An 18,096-nucleotide genomic window follows, 5' to 3' on the forward strand; every position below is an offset into this window, starting at 1 on the left:
GGTAATAACGATGCAGATGTGGCGGGGAAGCCTTCGCGCGACCGGGGTGCGGTCGGCGACGCTGGCAACGGTGGCAATGGTCACCGTCGGGCTGACAGGCGTGGGCGTGGCCGCGGCCGATCCGACGGGCGGTGCGGCGGGCAGGCAGTGGACCGCCACGCACGACACGAAGCATCCGAAGTTCGCGGGCGTCAGCATCCAGACCGACGTGCCGATCCGGATGAGTGATGGCACCGTGCTCAAGGCGGATGTCTACCGGCCGGCCGACGCGAAGAAGCGTCCCATCGCCACCAAGACGCCGGTCATCGTCAACCTGACCCCGTACACCAAGCTGCTCACCTCGCTGGGCACGGCGACCACCGAACACCCGATCCTCAAGCCGTTCATGGAGCAGGTGGTCTCGAAGATCCACCTGACCGGGCCGCTGCGCGGTGTTGACGGCCTGGTCGGTGCGATGCGTGACGGCGGCATGCGGACGATGATGGCCGACTACAACCTCATCCGCAGCGGCTACACCCAGGTGGTGGTCGACGTCCGCGGCACCGGATTCTCGCAGGGCACGTGGCAGGTGTTCAAGAGCCGCGAACAGCAGGACACCGTCGAGGTCATCGACTGGGCGGCCAAGCAGAAATGGTCCGACGGCAAGATCGGCATGGCCGGTGTCTCGTACTCGGGCATCAACCAGATCTACGCGGCCAAGATGGCGCCCAAGGCGCTCAAGGCGATCGTCCCGGTGGAGCCGGGCGGCGACCTCATCCGCGATGTGGTCGCGCCGGGCGGCGCGCTGGGTGTCGGGTTCCTGCCGCTGTGGCTGACGCTGGTCAACGCGACCAAGCTCATCCCCAATGTCGCGTCGATGATGAACGGCACCTTCGACTGGAAGTGGCTGGCCGACAGGATGAGTGAGCCGGGTACCTTCTACCCGCAGCTCATGGCGGCGCTGTCCACCCCGAACATCGCGTCGATCCCGCCGAATCTGAAGAACCTGCTGGAGACCAACTCCGACGAGCGCACCTCGTGGCAGTCGGGCGCCGACAAGATCACCGTGCCCACCATGCTCTACGGCGGCTGGTTCGATCTCTTCACCAACAGCGAGGTGAAGATGTTCAACCAGATCCCGCTGCCGCCGAGCCAGAAGAAGCTGATCATGGGCGACGGCTACCACATGACCATCGGTGGGGGACAGTCCGGAACCAACGGCACCCCGCCCCGCCTGGATGTGCTGCAGAAGGCCTGGTTCGACAAGTGGCTCAAGGGCATCGACAACGGCATCGACAAGTACAGTCCGGTCACCCTCAAGCAGGTGGGCGACAAGTGGATCAGCGCCGAGCAGTTCCCGCGCGCGGGGATGCAGCGGCAGCGCCTGTACCTGAGCGACAAGCGTTCGGGCACCGCGCCGTACGCGGTGCGTGACGGGTCGCTGAAGGCCGCGAAGGTCAACTCCCGTGGTCGGCTGACGGTCAGCCCGGGTCTGGCCACCATCTGCTCGCGGGACAGTGCCCAGCAGTCCATCGGCGTGGTCGCGATCCTGCCGGTGTGCTCGGACGACGCGCGGGTCTCCGAGCGGGACGCGCTGAGCTTCACCAGTGCCCCGGTGCCCACCACCCGCAGCGTGTCCGGCTACACCAATGTGCGGCTGAACACGGTGCTCGACGCGACCGACGGCTACTGGGTGGCCACGCTGAACGATGTCGCACCCGACGGCACCTCGAAGGTGCTCACCTCCGGTCAGTTGGTCACGTCGCTGCGTGCGTACGACAGCGCCAAGTCGGAGTTCGCCCCCAACGGCGACGTCATCGATCCGTACCTGAAGTTGACACTCAGTTCGCGGCAGCCGGTCACCCCCGGTAAGGCGGTCGCCGTCGACATCGGGCTGCTGCCCACCGAGGCGCTGATCAAGGCCGGTCACCGGCTGCGTGTCGACGTGTTCGCGATGAACCTGCCGCGCGGTCTGCCGCTGCGCCCGCTGCTCAACGCCTCGCAGCTCAAGCCGCAGCACATCCAGCTCGACCCGAATAACCCGAGCTTCGTGAATCTGCCGGTCTCGAAGCCTCTGGGATAGCCGGACAGCTTCAACGCCGGTTGAGGCGGTCTACGCGCCGGACAGCTTCTTCGCCGGTTGAGGCGTGAGGAGCGTAAGCGACGAGCCTCGAAACCTCGTGAGATGACACTGTCGTCTCACCGGGTTTCGAGGCTCGCGAGCTCGCACCTCAACCAGCGGCGGGATGCTGGGCCGCGATCTGGTGATCCTCCTGGTAGGCGGCCTCGGCGAGGATCGCCTCCTCCTCCACGACGGGAACCTCCAGGACGGCCTGCTCTGCGTCCTCCCGCTCGTGCGACTGCGCCTCATGCGACTCGGTGTCGGCCTTGTTCAGGGCCGGCTGCACCAGGGTTAGGACGAGCGCGCCGACGAACGCGGTGACCGCGCCCAGCAGGAACGGCAGGTGCAGGTTGTCGTCGGTGTGCTCGACGATCTTGCCGGCCACGAACGGGGCCAGGCCGCCGCCGATGAACCGGACGAAGCCGTAGGTGGCCGAGGCGACCGGACGCGGCACCGGCGCGATGCTCATGACGGCCGCGATGACCAGCGTGTTGTTGAGGCCGACGAAGACGCCGGAGGTGATGACGGCCGCGATGACCAGCCACTTCTGGTCGGGCCAGATGCCGATGACCAGCGAGACCACGACCATTCCGCCGAGCGCCACGTACAGCGAGCGGGCGGTGCCGAAGCGGCCCTTCATCGTGGGTGCGCCGAACACGGCGAACAGTGCGACCAAGATGCCCCAGCCGAAGAACACCCAGCCCATCTTGATGGGGGACATGTTGATCAGGAACGGGGCGTAGCCCAGGATCGTGAAGAACGCCCAGTTGTAGAGCAGACCGACGACGCTGGTGATGGCCAGGCTGCGGTGTTTGAGCGCCACCAGCGGCTCGGTGATCGACGACTTCTTGTCCGGCTTGGGGGTCGGTTCGACGAACACGATGGTCGAGACCAGCGCGATCAGCATCAGCACCGAGACCCCGAAGAACGGCGCGCGCCAGCTCACGTCGCCGAGCAGGCCACCGATCAGCGGGCCGGTGGCGATGCCGACGCCCAGAGCGGTCTCGTACAGCACGATCGCGCCCTCGAAGCCACCGCTGGCGGCGCCGACGATCACGGCCAGCGAGGTGGCGATGAACAGCGCGTTGCCGATGCCCCAGCCGGCGCGGAAGCCGACGATCTCGTTGATCGAGCCGCTCAGGCCCGCGGCGGCGGCGAACGCGACGATGAGCGTCAGGCCGATGATCAGCGTCTTCTTGGCGCCGAAGCGGGAGGACACCCAGCCGGTGATGAGCATGGCGACGGCGGTGACCACCAGGTAGCTGGTGAACAGCATGGTGGTCTCGGACGGGGAGGCGTGTAGGTCGGCGGAGAGGGGCACGAGGATCGGGTCGACCAGCCCGATACCCATGAACGACACCACACAGGCGAAGGCGACGGCCCAGACGGCCTTCGGCTGATGGAATGCGGACGGGGAGTGAGACATAAATACATAGGTACTCTATATAGATAGACTATGCAATTTGGCCGGGCCTCCTTCGCCGGTCCCTTACACTCGGAGCGTGACCAGCGAAATGGAAATACCCGGCAAAACCCTCGGCGCCGCGGCCGACGCCGAGCTGGCCGAAACCCTCTACGCACTCCTGAGCGCCATGCTGCGGCACCGGCCCAGGGAGATGAGCATGACCTCGTCGTCGACGCTCGCCGCTCTGCTCAGCGACGGCCCGATGCGGGTCACCGCCCTGGCCGCCCGGCAGGGCGTCACACAGCCGACGATGACCACGCTGGTGCATTCGCTCGAACGCGACGGCCTGGTGGTGCGCATGCCCGATCCCGCCGACGGCAGGGCCACCCTCGTCAGGCTCACCGACGCCGGGGCCGAACTGGTCCGGGACCGCCGTCGGCAGTACGCGGAGGTGGTCGCGGGCTACGTGCGGATGCTTCCCGACGGCCGCCGCCGCAGCCTCGATGAGGCGCTGCCGGCGATCCGCGCGCTCGAAACCCTCATGCGCGGCGACCCTGCCTGATTCTCGCCGGCCGCTAGCCGCCGTCGGCGGTACCGATGGCCTCGTGGGTGCGGCTGTCCTCATCGGGATGCTCGGGAACCTTCACCGTGAGCACTGGCACCGTCGCGTGCAGCAGCAGCTTCTGGCTGAGACTGCCCAGCAACGCTTTTCCGATGGCCGACCGGCGCCGGATACCGATCACCAGCAGCCTCGCGTCATGCTCGGCGATCTGCCCGAGCACCGCGTTCGCCGGGTCGTGGTCGCCGCGGCCGTCCGGGAACACCAGCTCGATCGTGAGATCACCGGCCAGGCCGCCGACGTCGAGCGGGGTGTGGCCGGTGTTGACGGCGACGACATGTCTGTCGCGGAGTCCGCGCGCCTCATCGATCGCGGCGCGGACTGCCGCCGCGCCTTCCGGATTGTCCGATACGGCAACAACAATGGTCATGATGCGGCTCCTGTCCGGGTGCCGATTCTACCGAGCCACCAGGCGACCAGACGACGAACCGCAAGACAGAATGTTAAGACATATGCCAGACTCGTTCGCATGACCGACCAGATCACCGTCGCCGTCATCGGACTCGGCTGGATGGGCGCGGTTCATTCCCGCGCCTACAACCGGCTCACCCACCACTTCGATGACTGCCCGCGGCCGGTGCTGGTGGCCGTCGCCGACGACGCGCCCGGCCGCGCCGAGGCCGCGGCGGCACGCTTCGGGGCGCGGCGCCACTGCCTCGACTGGCGGGATCTGATCACCGACCCCGATATCGACGCGGTGTCGGTGACCGTGCCCAACTTTCTGCACCGCGAGATCGGGTGCGCGGTGCTCGAGGCGGGCAAGCACCTGTGGATCGAAAAACCGGTCGGGCTCTCGGCCGCGGATGCGACGGCGGTCGCCGAGGCGGCCGCCGCGCACCACCTGCGCACCGCGGTCGGTTTCAACTACCGGGCCGTCCCCGCAGTGCGGGCCGCGCGCACCCTCATCGCGGACGGGGCGATCGGCGACATCACCCATGCCCGCATCCGGCTGTTCAGCGACTACGCCGCCCACCCCGACGGTGCGCTGACCTGGCGATACTCCCGCGAACTCGGCGGCAACGGGGTGCTCGGCGATCTCGCCTCGCACGGCGCCGACCTCACCCGCTTCCTGCTCGGCGACATCGACGCCCTGATCGCCGACACCGCGACGTTCATCGCGCAGCGGCCCGAGCCGTCGGCCGCCACCACCGGACACCAGCTCGCGACCGGCGGCCGGCTCGGACCGGTCGAGAACGAGGACTATGTGTCCGCGCAGCTGCGGATGGCCTCCGGCGCCCGGTGCGTACTGGAGGCGAGCCGGGTGTCGGTGGGCGAGCAGAACTCGTACGGCTTCGAGATCCACGGCACCCGTGGCAGGGTCGCCTGGGACTACCGCCGGATGGGCGAACTTCAACTCGCACAAGGGGATCACTACACCGACGCACCAGTGTCCGACGTGCACGTCGGCCCCGGCTCCGGCGACTACGCGGCCTTCCAGCCGGGTGCGGCCAACCCGATGAGCTACGACGACCTCAAGGTCATCGAGGCCCGCGGGTTCCTGCGCGCCATCGCCGGCACCGGCCCGGCCGTCGCTACCGTCGACGACGCCGTGGCCAGTGCGAAAACCCTTGATGCCATGACAGATTCGGTGGCCACAGGCAGCTGGGTCAGCCTCAGGCGGTGACCGGCGCAGTCGCCAGTCGCTCGGCCTCGAGCAGCACCTCGGCGGCCACGCGCAGTCCCTCGATGCGGCCGAGGGAGACGTCCTCGTGTTCGATGTTGACCGCCATGTTCTCGTCGGCGCGGTACAGCGCGGCCAGGAACTCACCCCAGAACGCGGTGTCGTGGCCGCGGCCGAGGGCCACGAAGTCCCAGGCCGAATCCTTGGGCCACTCGTTGACCCACTCGTCGCCGCCCAGGTTGACGCGATCCTCCGAAGGATCGAGCCGCCGGAACCGATTGTCCAGCACCCCATAGATTTTGGCATTCTCGTTGATCCGCACATCCTTGGCGGCGGCGTGGAACACCCGGTCACCGAGGTAGTCGACGGCCGCGACCGGGTCCATCCACTGCCAGAACAGGTGGCTGGGATCCATTTCGGCGCCGACGAAATCGGTGCCCACCTTCTCGATGAGCTGCAGCATGGTGGGCGGGCTGAACACCACGTTCTGCGGGTGCATCTCGATGGCCACCTTCACGTCGTGGTCTTCGGCGAGGGCGGCGATCTCCTTCCAGAACGGCACCACGATCTCGTCCCACTGGTAGTCCAGCACGTCGAGGGCGCCGGAGTTCCAGGCGTTGACGTTCCAGTTGGGGCGGGTCGCGCCGGGTTCGCCGCCGGGCAGCCCGGACATGGTGACCACTCGCTTCTGGCCCAGTGCCGCAGCCGCTTTGATGGCCCGGCGCAGGTCGCCGGCGTGCTTGTCGCCGATCACCGGATTCGGGTGCAGCGGATTGCCGTTCACATTCAGGCCCGCGAGCGCGATGCCCTTCTCGGCGAAGATGCCGAGGTACTCCTGCGCGGCGGTCTCACTGGCGACGATGTCGGCGATGTCCGGGATATGCACGGGCGGAAGGAAACCGCCCGCGTTGATCTCGGCGGCGTTGAGTCCGAGGCCGCTGATCACATCGAGTGCGTCGGCGAGCGGGCGGTCGTGCAGGACGGCGGTGTACACGCCGAGGGTCTTGGTCATGGGGGTCCTGTCCGGTTGGGTGAAAAGGGGGAGAGGAGGGGTGCGGTCAGTCGCCGACCTTGACCTCGGCCCCGCCGGTCAGGGCGGAGCGGGCGGCGGCGTCGAGCAGGAGCATGTTGTGCAGCCCCTCGGCGAAATCGGCGTTGCGCGGCAGGGATTCGGATTCGGGCAGCCCGGCGACTTCCTCGAGGAAGGCGCGCGCCTGGAACACGAAGCCCTCGTTCTGGCCCACCCCCACGCCGGGCGCGTCCATGGCGTGCCCGCCGCTCCAGTACGGGTGCTTCGGGCCGAGGATGACGGTGCGGGTGCCCGCGACCGAGGCGTCACCGTCGCCGATCAGGTTGATGTGCACCTGCCCGGGATTGCGGAAATCGAACGACGCCGAACCGCGTTCGCAGAACACCTCGAACTTGAGGGTGTTGGGATGCCCGGCCGCCACCCGCGACACCTGCAGCGACGCCGTGCCGCCGGCGCTGAACTCGGCGAAAAAGCCTGCCACATCGTCGTTCTCGACCGGACTGCGAGTATCGGACACGGCACCGCCGGTGTGCCCGACCACCTGTCCGAGCGGTTCGGGCCGCGTGGTGTGAGTGGTGTGCAGCGTGCCGCCGCGCACGGAAGCGATGGGGCCGCCGAACAATTCGGCGATGTAGCTGAGGTGACTACCGACGTCGGCCAGTGCCCCCGACCCGGCCGGCCCGCGGTAGCGCCAGCTGATGGGGCCGTCGGGATCGCAGGCGTAGTCGGTCCAGTACTCGCCGTCGAAGTTGACGAACCTCCCGAGCCGCCCGCCCGCGACGACCTGCCCGAGGAAGGCGATGCCGGGCGAACGCAGGAAGGTCAGGCCGATGCGGGCGATCGTGTCGGCGGATGCGGCGGCGGCGACCATCGCGCGGGCGTCGTCGATGCTCGCCGACAGCGGCTTCTCGCACAGCACATGCTTGCCCACGGCCAGCAGTGCCTCGACGATCTCACGGTGCAGCGCATTGGCCACCACGACGCTGACCACGTCGATATCGTCGGCGGCGGCGATCGCCTGCCAGGAGGTGTCGTACCGTTCGAACCCGAACCGGCGGGCGGTGTCCGCGGCGAGCGGTTCGTAGGTGTCGGCGATCGACACCAGCCGGACCGGCGGCAGACCTGACCCGTAAACAGCTGTGGCGGAACGGTATCCGGCCGCATGGGCTTTGCCGGCCATGCCCGCGCCGATGACCGCGACGCCGAGGGTGCGCTCTGACATGGGTTCTCCTTCGAGTGGGTGGGGGGCGACGCGCCGCGACGGTGGCGACCGCGGGGCCGGGGATGATCGAGAATGTGAGTTGGAGCGCTCCAACGTGACGGCTACCATTGTGCTGCCCCAGCCTATGTCATGTCAATATGTCTTATCCGGATCGGATGACCGAGAGGAGCAGGGATGCCGCCGACACCGCACCGGCGCGGGCGACCGACCATCTACGACGTCGCGCGGGCCGCCGGCGTCTCCAAATCGCTGGTGTCGCTGGTCCTGCAGGGCTCACCCAAGGTGAGTGAGCAGTCGCGCCGCGCCGTCGAGCAGGCCATCGCCGAACTCGGCTACCGCCCGAGCCGGGCGGCGTCGAATCTTGCCGCCGGTCGCACCCGGCTAGTCGGTGTGCTCATCGACGACTACACCAACCTGTGGTTCGTCGACCTGGTCCGCGGATTGCACGCCGCGCTCGGGCCGCGCGGTTACCGGCTCAGCGTCGCCGATATCGCCACCGCCGACCAGGCCGAGCACCCCGTCGAATCATTCCTGTCGACCCGCGTCGACGGCATCGTCGTGGGCATGGACCCGCCCGACGGACTGTGGTCGGGGAAGGTGCCGCCGGTCGTCGTGGCCGGCACGCGGGAACTGTCGCCTCCTCACGCGGGCAGCCCGTTCGCGTCCGTGGCCAACGACGACGCGGCCGGTGCCCGGCTGGTCGCCGGCCATCTCGCGGGACTCGGTCACCGGATCGTCGGCCATGTCGCGGTGGCCGGCGGCGCGGGGACGGCCCGGCGCACCGCGTTCACCGACGAGATGCAGGCCCTCGGTGGCACGGTCCACGTCACCGCGTCGGTGGGGCCGGCCTCGGACGAACTCGGCCACGCCGGAGCCATGGAGCTGCTCGCCGCACATCCGGGGATCACGGCGGTGTTCGCGGCCAACGATGTGATCGCGGTCGGTGTCCTGGCCGCCGCCCGCGACCTGGGACTACGTGTCCCCGACGACCTGTCGGTGGTCGGCTACGACGACACCTCGCTGGCCGCGGCCAGGCTGATCGGGCTCACCACCGTCGACGACCGCGGCTTCGACGTCGGCGCGGCCGCGGGCCGCCTGCTCGCCGACAGGATGGAGGGCCGGATCATCGAACCCACCGCCACGGTCCTGCCACCCACGCTGACGATCCGCGGCACCACCGGGCCGGTGCGGACAACCTGATCTCACCAGGTTTCGAGGCTCGCAAGCTCGCACCTCAACCACCAAGGAGAGCACCTTTCGCTGGTTGAGGTGCGACGAGCCGCCAGGCGAGGAGCCTCGAAACCCGGTGAGGTGACCGTGTCCGTGACTTCAGTGACTCTGTAGCGCGACGTCGAAGAAATACCGGGACGCCCGGTAGATGTGCTGACCGAACTCGACGGCCTTGCCCATCTCGTCGTAGGCGACTCGCTGCATGGTGAGCACCGCGGCACCGGGCTGTTCGTCGAGCAGGGCGGCCTCGTCGTCGGTGGCCAGGCGGGCGCCGATGCGCTGGCGGGCGGACTTGATGCTCAGCCCGCGCCCGCGCAGGCACTGGTAGAGGCCTTTTTGCCGGAGTTCGTCGGGGGCGGGGGAGATGTCGGCGGGGATGTGGTTGGTGAGGATCGCGATCGGTTCGCCGCCGGACTTGCGCAGGCGCCGGATCGACACGACGGGGTCTCCGGGATCGGTGCCGAGTTCGTCGGCCACCTCCTCGGTGGGTGCGCCGAGCTTGTAGTCGAGCAGGTCGGTGGTGGGGGCCTGGCCGGCGGCGACGAGATCTTCGTAGAGGCTGGTCAGTTCGACGGATCGGTGGACCTCGTTGCGCACCACCTGGGTGCCGACGCCGCGTTTGCGTACCAGCAGCCCTTTGTCGACAAGGGCCTGGATGGCCTGCCGGGCGGTGGGCCGGGACATGTTGAGGCGCTTGGCCAGGTCGATCTCGTTCTCGATGCGGTCGCCCGGGTTCAGCCGTCCGCCGACGATCTCGGCCTCCAGCGCCTGGGCCAGCTGGAAGTACAGCGGCACGGGGCTGAGGCGATCGAGTTCGACATCGATCTGCGGCTGGCTCACGGGGTCAATGTTAGGTCATAAGCCGGAGCATGCGACGTGGATCATAGCCCGCATTCACCGTGCGGTAGATCCGTATGTACGGACATAACAAGCGGCTATGACAGAGATCACATCGACGATGATCGTCTCGTCGTGCGTATATCCCCAGGTTATTCGGCATGGACAAGTTGGACCACCCCGTCTACATTGATAGGACAAAGTAGCCACTGTTACGGACATCACGTCTTAAACTTTTCAAATACGACATACGAGATCTGCGACTTCGTCCGAAGGATCCCTGATGACAGCCTCCCCAACCGCGTCGTACGACCGCAACAGCCCCTACGACCTCATCACCATGGGCCGGATCGGCGTCGACATCTACCCGCTGCAGGATGGTGTCGGCCTCGAAGACGTCGAGACGTTCGGCAAGTATCTCGGCGGCAGTGCCACCAACGTGGCCGTGGCCGCGGCCCGCCACGGCCGCCGCGCCTCGGTCATCACCGCCACCGGGGCCGACGCCTTCGGGCGGTACCTGCGCACCGAACTCGCCCGGCTGGGCGTCGACAACAGACACGTGAAGGTCGTCGAGGGACTCAACACGCCGGTCACCTTCTGCGAGATCTTCCCACCCGACGACTTCCCGCTCTACTTCTACCGGGACCCGATCGCGCCGGACCTGACCCTCACCGAGCCCGACCTGGACCCGCGGGCCATCGCCGACGCCCGGATCTTCTGGACCACCGTCACCGGTCTGTCCCGCGAACCGAGCCGCGCCGCCCACCACGCCGCCTACCGGGCCCGTGGCAAGGCTCCGCTGACGATCCTGGACCTCGACTACCGGCCGATGTTCTGGCCGTCGCCCGCCGAGGCCACCGAAGCCGTCGGCGAGGTGCTCGGCCAGGTGACCGTCGCGATCGGCAACAAGGAGGAATGCGAGATCGCCGTCGGTGAGACCGAACCCGACCGTGCCGCCGACGCCCTGCTCGAACGGGGAATCGAGGTGGCCGTGGTCAAGCAGGGACCGAAGGGGGTGCTCGCCAAGACCCGCGACGAACGGGTGGAGGTGCCGCCCTACCCGGTGCGGGTCGTCAACGGCCTCGGCGCCGGCGACGGTTTCGGCGGCGCCGTCTGCCACGGCCTGCTCAGCGGCTGGTCGCTGGAACGGACGCTGCGGTTCGCCAACGTCGCCGGTGCCATCGTCGCCTCCCGCCGGGAATGTTCGACGGCAATGCCCACCACGGGCGAAGTCGACGCCGTCCTCAACGAAATGGACCTCACCCATGCCTGATCAGCCCATCAGCCCCGAGTCTTTCCAGGCGCTGCGCACCGCCCGGCACGCCGATCCGGCGGGTATCGCGACGGCGCTGGGCGGGCGCACCCGGCGGCCGCTGGTCCGGGGTGACGGCCGGCTGCTGATCGTCGCCGCCGATCATCCGGCCCGGGGCGCGCTCGGCGTCGGATCCGACCCGATGGCGATGGCCGACCGCTACGACCTGCTGCAACGGCTGGCCACGGCGCTGGCGCGGCCCGGTGTCGACGGTGTGCTCGGCACCCCCGACATCATCGACGACCTCGCGCTCCTCGGCCTGCTCGACGACAAGATCGTCGTCGGCTCGATGAATCGTGGCGGTCTGCGTGGGTCGGCGTTCGAAATGGACGACCGGTACACCGCCTATCACGCCGGTGCGCTGGTCCGCGACGGCCTGGACTTCTCGAAAGTCCTTGTCCGCGTCGATCTCGAGGATCCGGCCACGGTCGTCACCCTGGAGGCCACGGCCAAGGCGGTCGACGCCTGCGCCGCGGCCGGGATCGCGATCATGCTGGAACCGTTCATGAGCGGGCGCCGCGACGGCAAGATCGTCAACGACCTGTCCACCGACGCGGTGATCAACTCGGTCGCCATCGCCTCCGGTCTCGGTGGTTCGTCGGCGTACACCTGGCTCAAACTCCCGGTCGTCGACGACATGGAACGGGTCATGGCGGCCACCACGCTGCCCACCCTGCTGCTCGGCGGCGATCCGAGCACCGATCCCGAAACCGTGTACGCCTCCTGGAAATCGGCCCTCGCCCTGCCGGGTGTGCACGGCCTGGTCGTGGGCCGCACCCTGCTGTACCCGCCGGACGGAGACGTCGCGACCGCCGTCGACACCGCCGCCGCCCTCGTACACGGTGGCTGAGTGTTCCCCGAATCATCCGCCAACACACCTCGACCGGAGTAACAAGAGTCCCGATGGCTGCAACCTTCAACGAGTGGTTCCACCGGCGCGGCGAACTGTCCCGCGACGGGTGGGAATCGGTGGTGGACGGCTCCCTGCCCGGCTGGAGCCACACAGGTATCCGCGTGACCGACCTCGGCGGCACCGCCCGCGACCTGCCCGCCGGTGACATTGAACGCATCGTGATCCCGCTCTCGGGTGGCGGCTGCGAGGTGGACCATGCCGGGACGACCACCCGATTGACGGGCCGGGCAGGGGTTTTCGACGGACCCACCGACGTGCTGTACCTGGGCGCGGGCTCGTCGGCGACGCTGCGCGGCACCTGCCGGGTGGCCGTCGCCGAAGCGCCGACGACGGTCCGCAAACCGGCGAAGTATATTGCGGCGTCCGAGGTTCCGGTAGAGGTGCGGGGCGCCGGCCGCGACACCCGGCAGGTGCATAACTTCGGCACCCCCGCCGCACTGGACGCGGCCGCGCTCATCGTGTGTGAAGTGATCACGCCGGGCGGCAACTGGTCGTCGCATCCGGCACACAAGCACGACGAGTACGTGGCCGGGCATGAGGCGCGGCTGGAGGAGATCTACTATTTCGAGGCCGCACCGAGCCGCGCCATCCCGGCCGGGGTGAGCATCCCCGCCGATGCCGACGCTTTCGGCAGCTTCGTCACCTATTCGTCGTCGGCGGGGGAGATCGACACCAACGCCATTGTCCGCACCGGCGATATCGCGTTGGTGCCGTACGGGTATCACGGTCCGGCGATGGCCGCCCCCGAATACGACCTGTACTACCTGAACGTGATGGCCGGTCCCGACCCCGAACGGATCTGGCTGATCAGCGACGACCCGTGCCAGGCCTGGCTGCGCGAGACCTGGACCGGTCAGGACGCCGATCCCCGCCTGCCATATACCCCACCCATCCAAGGAGATTCGCGGTGACCGCTGCGCGACACACCACCAGACGCATGACCGTCTCGCAGGCGCTGATCGAGTTCCTGGCCCACCAGTGGACCGTCGACGGCGACCTCCGCGAACGCACGATCGCGGGCACCTTCGGGATCTTCGGGCACGGCAACGTCGCCGGGATCGGGCAGGCGCTGCTGCAGGCCGCCGAGACCGAGGCCGGGTCGATGCCGTTCTTCCAGGCCCGCAACGAGCAGGCGATGGTGCACCAGTCGGTGGGTTACGCCCGGATGCACCGCCGCCGTGGCACTTTGGCATCGGCCGCGTCGGTGGGTCCGGGGGCGGCCAACATGCTCACCGGCGCCGCGCTCGCCACCGCCAACCGGCTGCCGGCGCTGCTGCTCGTGTCGGACACGTTCGCCACCCGCGTCGCCGACCCGGTGCTGCAACAACTCGAACACCCCCACGATCCGGGTATTCAGGTCTCGGAAGCGTTCCGGCCGCTGTCCCGGTTCTTCGACCGCGTGCAGCGGCCCGAGCAACTGTTCTCCATCGCGCTCGGCGCCATGCGGGTGCTCACCGACCCGGCCGAGACCGGTGCGGTCACCATCGCCCTCCCCGAGGACGTGCAGGCCGAAATGCTGGACGTGCCTGTCGAATTCCTGGCCGACCGGGAGTGGCACATCCGCCGTCCGCCGCCCGAACGTGGACCGCTGTCCCGCGCGGTCGAGGCGATCGGGGGTGCGCGGCGGCCGCTGCTGGTGGCCGGTGGCGGCGTGATCTACTCCGGTGCCGAGGACGCGCTGCGCGAGTTCGCCGAGGCCACCGGGATTCCGGTGGCCACCACCCAGGCCGGCGGCGGCTCGCTGCCCTGGGATCATCCGCTGAATCTGGGCGGGGTGGGTGCCACCGGCTCGGCGGCGGCCAACGCGATCGCCGCCGAAGCCGATGTGATCATCGGGATCGGTACGCGCTACAGCGATTTCACCACCGCCAGCCGGACCGCCTTCCAGCACGAGGGGGTGCGGTTCGTCAACGTCAACGTCGCCTCGTTCGACGCCTACAAGCACGGCTCGCAACTGCCGGTGATCGCAGACGCCCGCGCCACCCTGGTCGAACTGCGTACCGCACTCGACGGGCAGCGGGTCGCCGCCGAGCACGCGTGGCATGCGCAGAACGTGAAGTCGGACTGGGATACCCAGGTGGACAGGGCTTTCGAACCCACCGGCGGTGAGCTTCCCGGACAGCCGGAGATCATCGGCACCATCAATGCGGCGATGGCCCCCGAGGACGTGATCATCCAGGCCGCCGGATCGCTCCCCGGAGATCTCCAAAAGCTCTGGCGGGTACGGGATCCACTTGGTTACCACGTCGAGTACGCCTTCTCCTGCATGGGCTACGAGATCGCCGGTGGTCTCGGCGCCAAACGCGGTTTGCTCGCCCTCGGCGACGACCGCGACGTCGTGGTGATGGTGGGTGACGGCTCCTACCTGATGTTGCACACCGAACTGTTGACGGCGGTGGCCGAACGCATCAAACTGATCGTCGTCATCATCCAGAACCACGGCTACGCCTCCATCGGGCACCTGTCGGAAACGGTTGGCTCCCAGCGCTTCGGCACCCGCTACCGGTACGCCGAACCGGCAGACGGCGACCGGGCCAAGGCCACCTTCGAACGCGGCGAGTTCCTGCCCGTCGACCTGGCCGCCAACGCCCGCAGTTACGGCGTCGACGTCATCGACATCAAACCCGGACCTGATGCGCTGCAGGAGCTTTCGGAGGCAATCGGCACCGCCAAGGCCGCCGACGGCCCCACCGTCATCCACATCAACAGCGACCCGTTCGTGTACGCACCCGACGGTCACGGCTGGTGGGACGTGCCGGTGGCCGAGACCTCCGAGGTCGAGAGCACCCGCGCCGCCCGCGCCGAATACCTCGAACAGCAGCAGCTCCAGCGTCCCCTCATCGGCTGAACACTCACCACCGCAAGGACTTACGATATGACCACCACCGAACACGCACCAGCTGCCGTCGGCGCCCACACCGAGGGCCTGCGCATCGGCACCGCCCCCGACTCGTGGGGTGTCTGGTTCCCCGAGCATCCGCGACAAACCCCGTGGGAGCGTTTCCTCGACGAGGTCGCCGACGCCGGCTACACCTACATCGAGCTCGGCCCGTACGGTTACCTGCCCACCGACCCGGCGCAACTGTCGGACGAACTCGCCAAGCGGAACCTGAAACTGTCCGGCGGCACCATCTTCACCGGCTTCCACAAGGGCGATGATCAGTGGGACCGTGCCTGGGGCCAGGCATCAAACATCGCGAAACTGGTGCGCGACATGGGTGCCGAACACATCGTCGTCATCCCGGACCTGTGGCGTTCGGACCTCACCGGCGAGGCGCTGGAACCGCGCACTCTCGAGGGCGAGCAGTGGGACCGGCTCGCCGTCGGCCACGACAGGCTCGGCAAGGCGCTGCTGGAGGAGTTCGGGGTGCACCAGCAGTTCCATTCGCACGCCGACAGCCACGTCGGCACCCGCCGCGAGGTGCAGCGGATCCTGGAGCTGACCGACCCGCGCTACTTCAACCTGTGCCTGGACACCGGCCACTACGCCTACTACGGCGGCGACAACGTGGCCCTCATCGAGGCCCACCCCGACCGCATCGGCTACCTGCACCTCAAGCAGGTCGACCAGGAGCTGCTGTTCGAGGCGCTGAAGAACGACACCCCGTTTGCCGACTGCGCCGCCGAGGTGATGGTCGAACCACCCAGCGGTGTACCGGATTTCGCGCCCATCATCGACGCCGTCAGCAAGATCGACTCCGACATCTTCGCGATCGTCGAACAGGACATGCCGGGCTGCGACGTCGACGCCCCGCTCGGCATCGCCACCCGCACTCGCAAGCACATCTTCAGCTGCCACCACATGACCCGCAACGGCTGACGCCGCCGACCACCGAGGAGGGCCACACCCCATGAGCACCAACGATCTTCGCGTCGGTGTCGTCGGCGCCGGAATGATGGGCGCCGACCACATCAAGCGCATCAACGCCACCATCGCCGGTGCGACGGTGTCGGCGGTCGTCGAACCCGACGAGCAGCGCCGGGCCGCGGCGCTCGCCACCGCGCCCGGTGCGGAAGGCTACGGGCGGCTCGAGGATGCCCTCGACGCCGACGCCCTCGACGCCGTGCTGATCGCCACCCCCGGCAAGTTCCACACGCCGGTGCTGCTGCCCGCGCTCGCCGCCGGGCTGCCCATCCTGTGCGAGAAGCCGCTCACCCAGGACCCCGAATCGTCATGGGAAGTGCTCGAAGCCGAGCAGGCCACGGGCCGCAGGCTCATCCAGGTGGGGTTCATGCGGCGCTTCGACCCCGAGTACGCGGCGCTGCGCGAACTGATCGCCGCCGGCAGCGCCGGTGACCTGCTGATGCTGCACTGCGCCCACCGCAACGCGAGCGTCCCCGACAGCTACATCCAGCCGATGCTGATCAACGATTCGGTGGTGCACGAGTTCGACGTGGTGCCCTGGCTCGCCGGCGGCTCGATCGTCAACGTGGAAGTGCGTGCGGGCAAACGCAACTCGCTGACCCCCGACCGGCTGCGCGAACCGATCCTGGTGCTGATGGAACTCGACAACGGGGTGATCGTCGACGTCGAGATGAACGTGTCCATTCAGTTCGGCTACCAGGTGGCCACCGAGGCGGTGTTCGAGAAGGGCGTGGCCCGCATCGGGCAGCCCGGCGGCCTGCAACTGTGGCAGGACGGCGCGTTCCGCATCGGCGAACACGCCGACTTCACCACCCGCTTCGCCACCGCCTACGACAGGCAGGTGCAGGCCTGGGTCGACGCGGCCAGACAGGGCGGCATCGACGGGCCGTCGGCGTGGGACGGCTACAAGGTGGCCGTCGCCTGCCAGGCCGGGGTCAAGGCCCTGGAAAGCAGCGGCCCGATCGCGGTCGAACTGCCCCCGACGCCCGACTTCTACGCCTGAGGACACCCGCTCATGGTCCGTATCGCCCTCGACCCCACCCCGTACCACTCCACCCACGGCTTCCTCGACTTCTTCGACGTCGCCGCCAAGGCCGGCTACGAGTGGATCCAGCTCACCCCGCACCCCGACTTCATCCCGTTCTTCTCCCACCCCCGCGTCGACCGCGCGTTCCTGAAGAAGGTGCGTGAGCGCGCGGCGTCGGCGGGTGTGGGCATCTCCTCGCTGCTGCCGGTGCAGCGCATCTCCTGGCCCGAGGAACTGCCCAGGGAGGCAGCGGTGCGCAACTTCCGGCGCATCATCGACATCGCCTCGGAACTGGAGGTGCCGGTGATCAACACCGAGTTCAGCGGCCGCCCCGAACGCGCCGAGGAATCCGAGGCCGGCTTCTACCGGTCGATGGAGACGCTGCTGCCGCTGCTTGAAACGGCGGGCGTCACCCTCAACTTCGACCCGCACCCTGACGACTTCGTCGAGGACGGCCTGGCCGCCTGGCAGATCCTGCGCGGCCTCGACTCCGCCGCCGTCGGCTTCGTCTACGTCGGCTCGCACACCTTCCACTACGGCGACCGGGCGGTGAGCCTGATCCCCGAACTCGGTGACCGGCTGCGCGCGGTGTACGCCGCCGACACCTTCGACCACCACCGCTCCCACGGCCTGCGCTACATCACCAACCCACCCGGCAACGCCGTCCGCGTCCACCAGCACCTGCGTATCGGCGACGGCGACGTCGACTGGACCGAACTGTTCACCACCCTGCGCGCCTCCGGTTTCCTCGACCGCGACGACGCCATCATCTGCTCCAACGTCTTCGCCGAAGACGAGCACGCCGACGAAACCTCCGAATACCAACTCGCCACACTCCGCGACCTCGTCAGGTGACCACCATTCCACCCATAACTGGAGGATCCTCCCTTTGTTGACGGAGGATCCTCCGGTCT

The 18,096-nt window shown here is 68.4% G+C and carries 16 protein-coding genes; 11 read left to right on the top strand and 5 right to left on the bottom strand.

What is annotated here, in order from left to right; all coding sequences use genetic code 11:
* Window positions 1–16 precede the first annotated feature (16 nt).
* Window positions 17–2,062, top strand: coding sequence for a CocE/NonD family hydrolase (locus tag GOAMR_RS19475; RefSeq protein WP_040515889.1), 2,046 nt, complete (start codon window positions 17–19; stop codon window positions 2,060–2,062).
* 148 nt (window positions 2,063–2,210) lie between these two features.
* Here GOAMR_RS19475 and GOAMR_RS19480 read toward each other — a convergent pair whose 3' ends face one another.
* Window positions 2,211–3,527 carry an MFS transporter gene (locus tag GOAMR_RS19480; RefSeq protein WP_005191953.1) on the bottom strand — a complete coding sequence of 439 codons (1,317 nt, stop codon included), beginning with the start codon at window positions 3,525–3,527 and terminating at the stop codon, window positions 2,211–2,213.
* 76 nt (window positions 3,528–3,603) lie between these two features.
* Between GOAMR_RS19480 and GOAMR_RS19485 the strand changes: the two genes are divergently transcribed.
* Entirely contained in the window at window positions 3,604–4,068 is a 465-nt protein-coding gene (locus tag GOAMR_RS19485; protein WP_244427457.1) for a MarR family winged helix-turn-helix transcriptional regulator, read from the top strand.
* A gap of 13 nt (window positions 4,069–4,081) precedes the next feature.
* On the opposite strand, the gene GOAMR_RS19490 is transcribed toward GOAMR_RS19485, so the two are convergent.
* A complete protein-coding gene (locus GOAMR_RS19490; RefSeq protein WP_005191958.1) occupies window positions 4,082–4,495 on the bottom strand; it encodes a universal stress protein in 414 nt (137 codons plus the stop codon).
* Between the two features lie 99 nt (window positions 4,496–4,594).
* Here GOAMR_RS19490 and GOAMR_RS19495 point away from each other — a divergent pair, with 99 nt between their 5' ends.
* A complete protein-coding gene (locus GOAMR_RS19495) occupies window positions 4,595–5,749 on the top strand; it encodes a Gfo/Idh/MocA family protein (protein ID WP_040515869.1) in 1,155 nt (384 codons plus the stop codon).
* On the opposite strand, the gene GOAMR_RS19500 is transcribed toward GOAMR_RS19495, so the two are convergent.
* Both GOAMR_RS19500 and GOAMR_RS19505 read right to left on the bottom strand, forming a co-directional pair.
* On the bottom strand, window positions 5,739–6,758 hold the full coding sequence (locus tag GOAMR_RS19500; protein ID WP_005191969.1) for a sugar phosphate isomerase/epimerase family protein: 1,020 nt from the start codon (window positions 6,756–6,758) through the stop codon (window positions 5,739–5,741). The genes GOAMR_RS19495 and GOAMR_RS19500 overlap by 11 nt on opposite strands.
* Before the next feature lie 46 nt (window positions 6,759–6,804).
* A complete protein-coding gene (locus GOAMR_RS19505) occupies window positions 6,805–7,998 on the bottom strand; it encodes a Gfo/Idh/MocA family protein (protein WP_005191972.1) in 1,194 nt (397 codons plus the stop codon).
* A 174-nt stretch (window positions 7,999–8,172) separates the two neighbouring features.
* Here GOAMR_RS19505 and GOAMR_RS19510 point away from each other — a divergent pair, with 174 nt between their 5' ends.
* Complete coding sequence (locus tag GOAMR_RS19510; protein WP_005191975.1) at window positions 8,173–9,198, top strand: LacI family DNA-binding transcriptional regulator; 1,026 nt, start codon at window positions 8,173–8,175, stop codon at window positions 9,196–9,198.
* A gap of 129 nt (window positions 9,199–9,327) precedes the next feature.
* On the opposite strand, the gene GOAMR_RS19515 is transcribed toward GOAMR_RS19510, so the two are convergent.
* A complete protein-coding gene (locus GOAMR_RS19515; RefSeq protein ID WP_005191978.1) occupies window positions 9,328–10,068 on the bottom strand; it encodes a GntR family transcriptional regulator in 741 nt (246 codons plus the stop codon).
* Window positions 10,069–10,348: 280 nt separating this feature from the next.
* Between GOAMR_RS19515 and iolC the strand changes: the two genes are divergently transcribed.
* The 7 genes from iolC to GOAMR_RS19550 are packed head-to-tail and all read left to right on the top strand — an operon-like array spanning window position 10,349 to window position 18,037.
* Window positions 10,349–11,338 (top strand): 5-dehydro-2-deoxygluconokinase, encoded by a 990-nt coding sequence (iolC, locus tag GOAMR_RS19520; protein ID WP_005191981.1) that lies wholly within the window; start codon window positions 10,349–10,351, stop codon window positions 11,336–11,338.
* The gene (locus tag GOAMR_RS19525; RefSeq protein WP_040515870.1) at window positions 11,331–12,227 is read left to right on the top strand and encodes a Cgl0159 family (beta/alpha)8-fold protein; all 897 of its coding nucleotides are present in this window, start codon (window positions 11,331–11,333) and stop codon (window positions 12,225–12,227) included. Before iolC ends, GOAMR_RS19525 begins: the two co-directional genes overlap by 8 nt.
* A gap of 53 nt (window positions 12,228–12,280) precedes the next feature.
* The gene (gene iolB, locus GOAMR_RS19530) at window positions 12,281–13,201 is read left to right on the top strand and encodes a 5-deoxy-glucuronate isomerase (protein WP_005191988.1); all 921 of its coding nucleotides are present in this window, start codon (window positions 12,281–12,283) and stop codon (window positions 13,199–13,201) included.
* A gap of 26 nt (window positions 13,202–13,227) precedes the next feature.
* Window positions 13,228–15,138, top strand: coding sequence for a 3D-(3,5/4)-trihydroxycyclohexane-1,2-dione acylhydrolase (decyclizing) (gene iolD, locus GOAMR_RS19535; RefSeq protein ID WP_040515871.1), 1,911 nt, complete (start codon window positions 13,228–13,230; stop codon window positions 15,136–15,138).
* Between the two features lie 27 nt (window positions 15,139–15,165).
* Window positions 15,166–16,110 carry a sugar phosphate isomerase/epimerase family protein gene (locus GOAMR_RS19540; protein WP_005191992.1) on the top strand — a complete coding sequence of 315 codons (945 nt, stop codon included), beginning with the start codon at window positions 15,166–15,168 and terminating at the stop codon, window positions 16,108–16,110.
* A 31-nt stretch (window positions 16,111–16,141) separates the two neighbouring features.
* Window positions 16,142–17,158: a Gfo/Idh/MocA family protein gene (locus tag GOAMR_RS19545; protein ID WP_005191996.1), complete on the top strand. Its 1,017-nt coding sequence runs from the start codon at window positions 16,142–16,144 to the stop codon at window positions 17,156–17,158.
* Window positions 17,159–17,170: 12 nt separating this feature from the next.
* Window positions 17,171–18,037, top strand: a complete 867-nt coding sequence (locus GOAMR_RS19550; protein WP_005191999.1) for a sugar phosphate isomerase/epimerase family protein — start codon at window positions 17,171–17,173, stop codon at window positions 18,035–18,037.
* Window positions 18,038–18,096 lie beyond the last annotated feature (59 nt).

Origin of the sequence: Gordonia amarae NBRC 15530, assembly GCF_000241345.1 — a bacterium.
Classification (GTDB): Bacteria; Actinomycetota; Actinomycetes; order Mycobacteriales; family Mycobacteriaceae; genus Gordonia; species Gordonia amarae.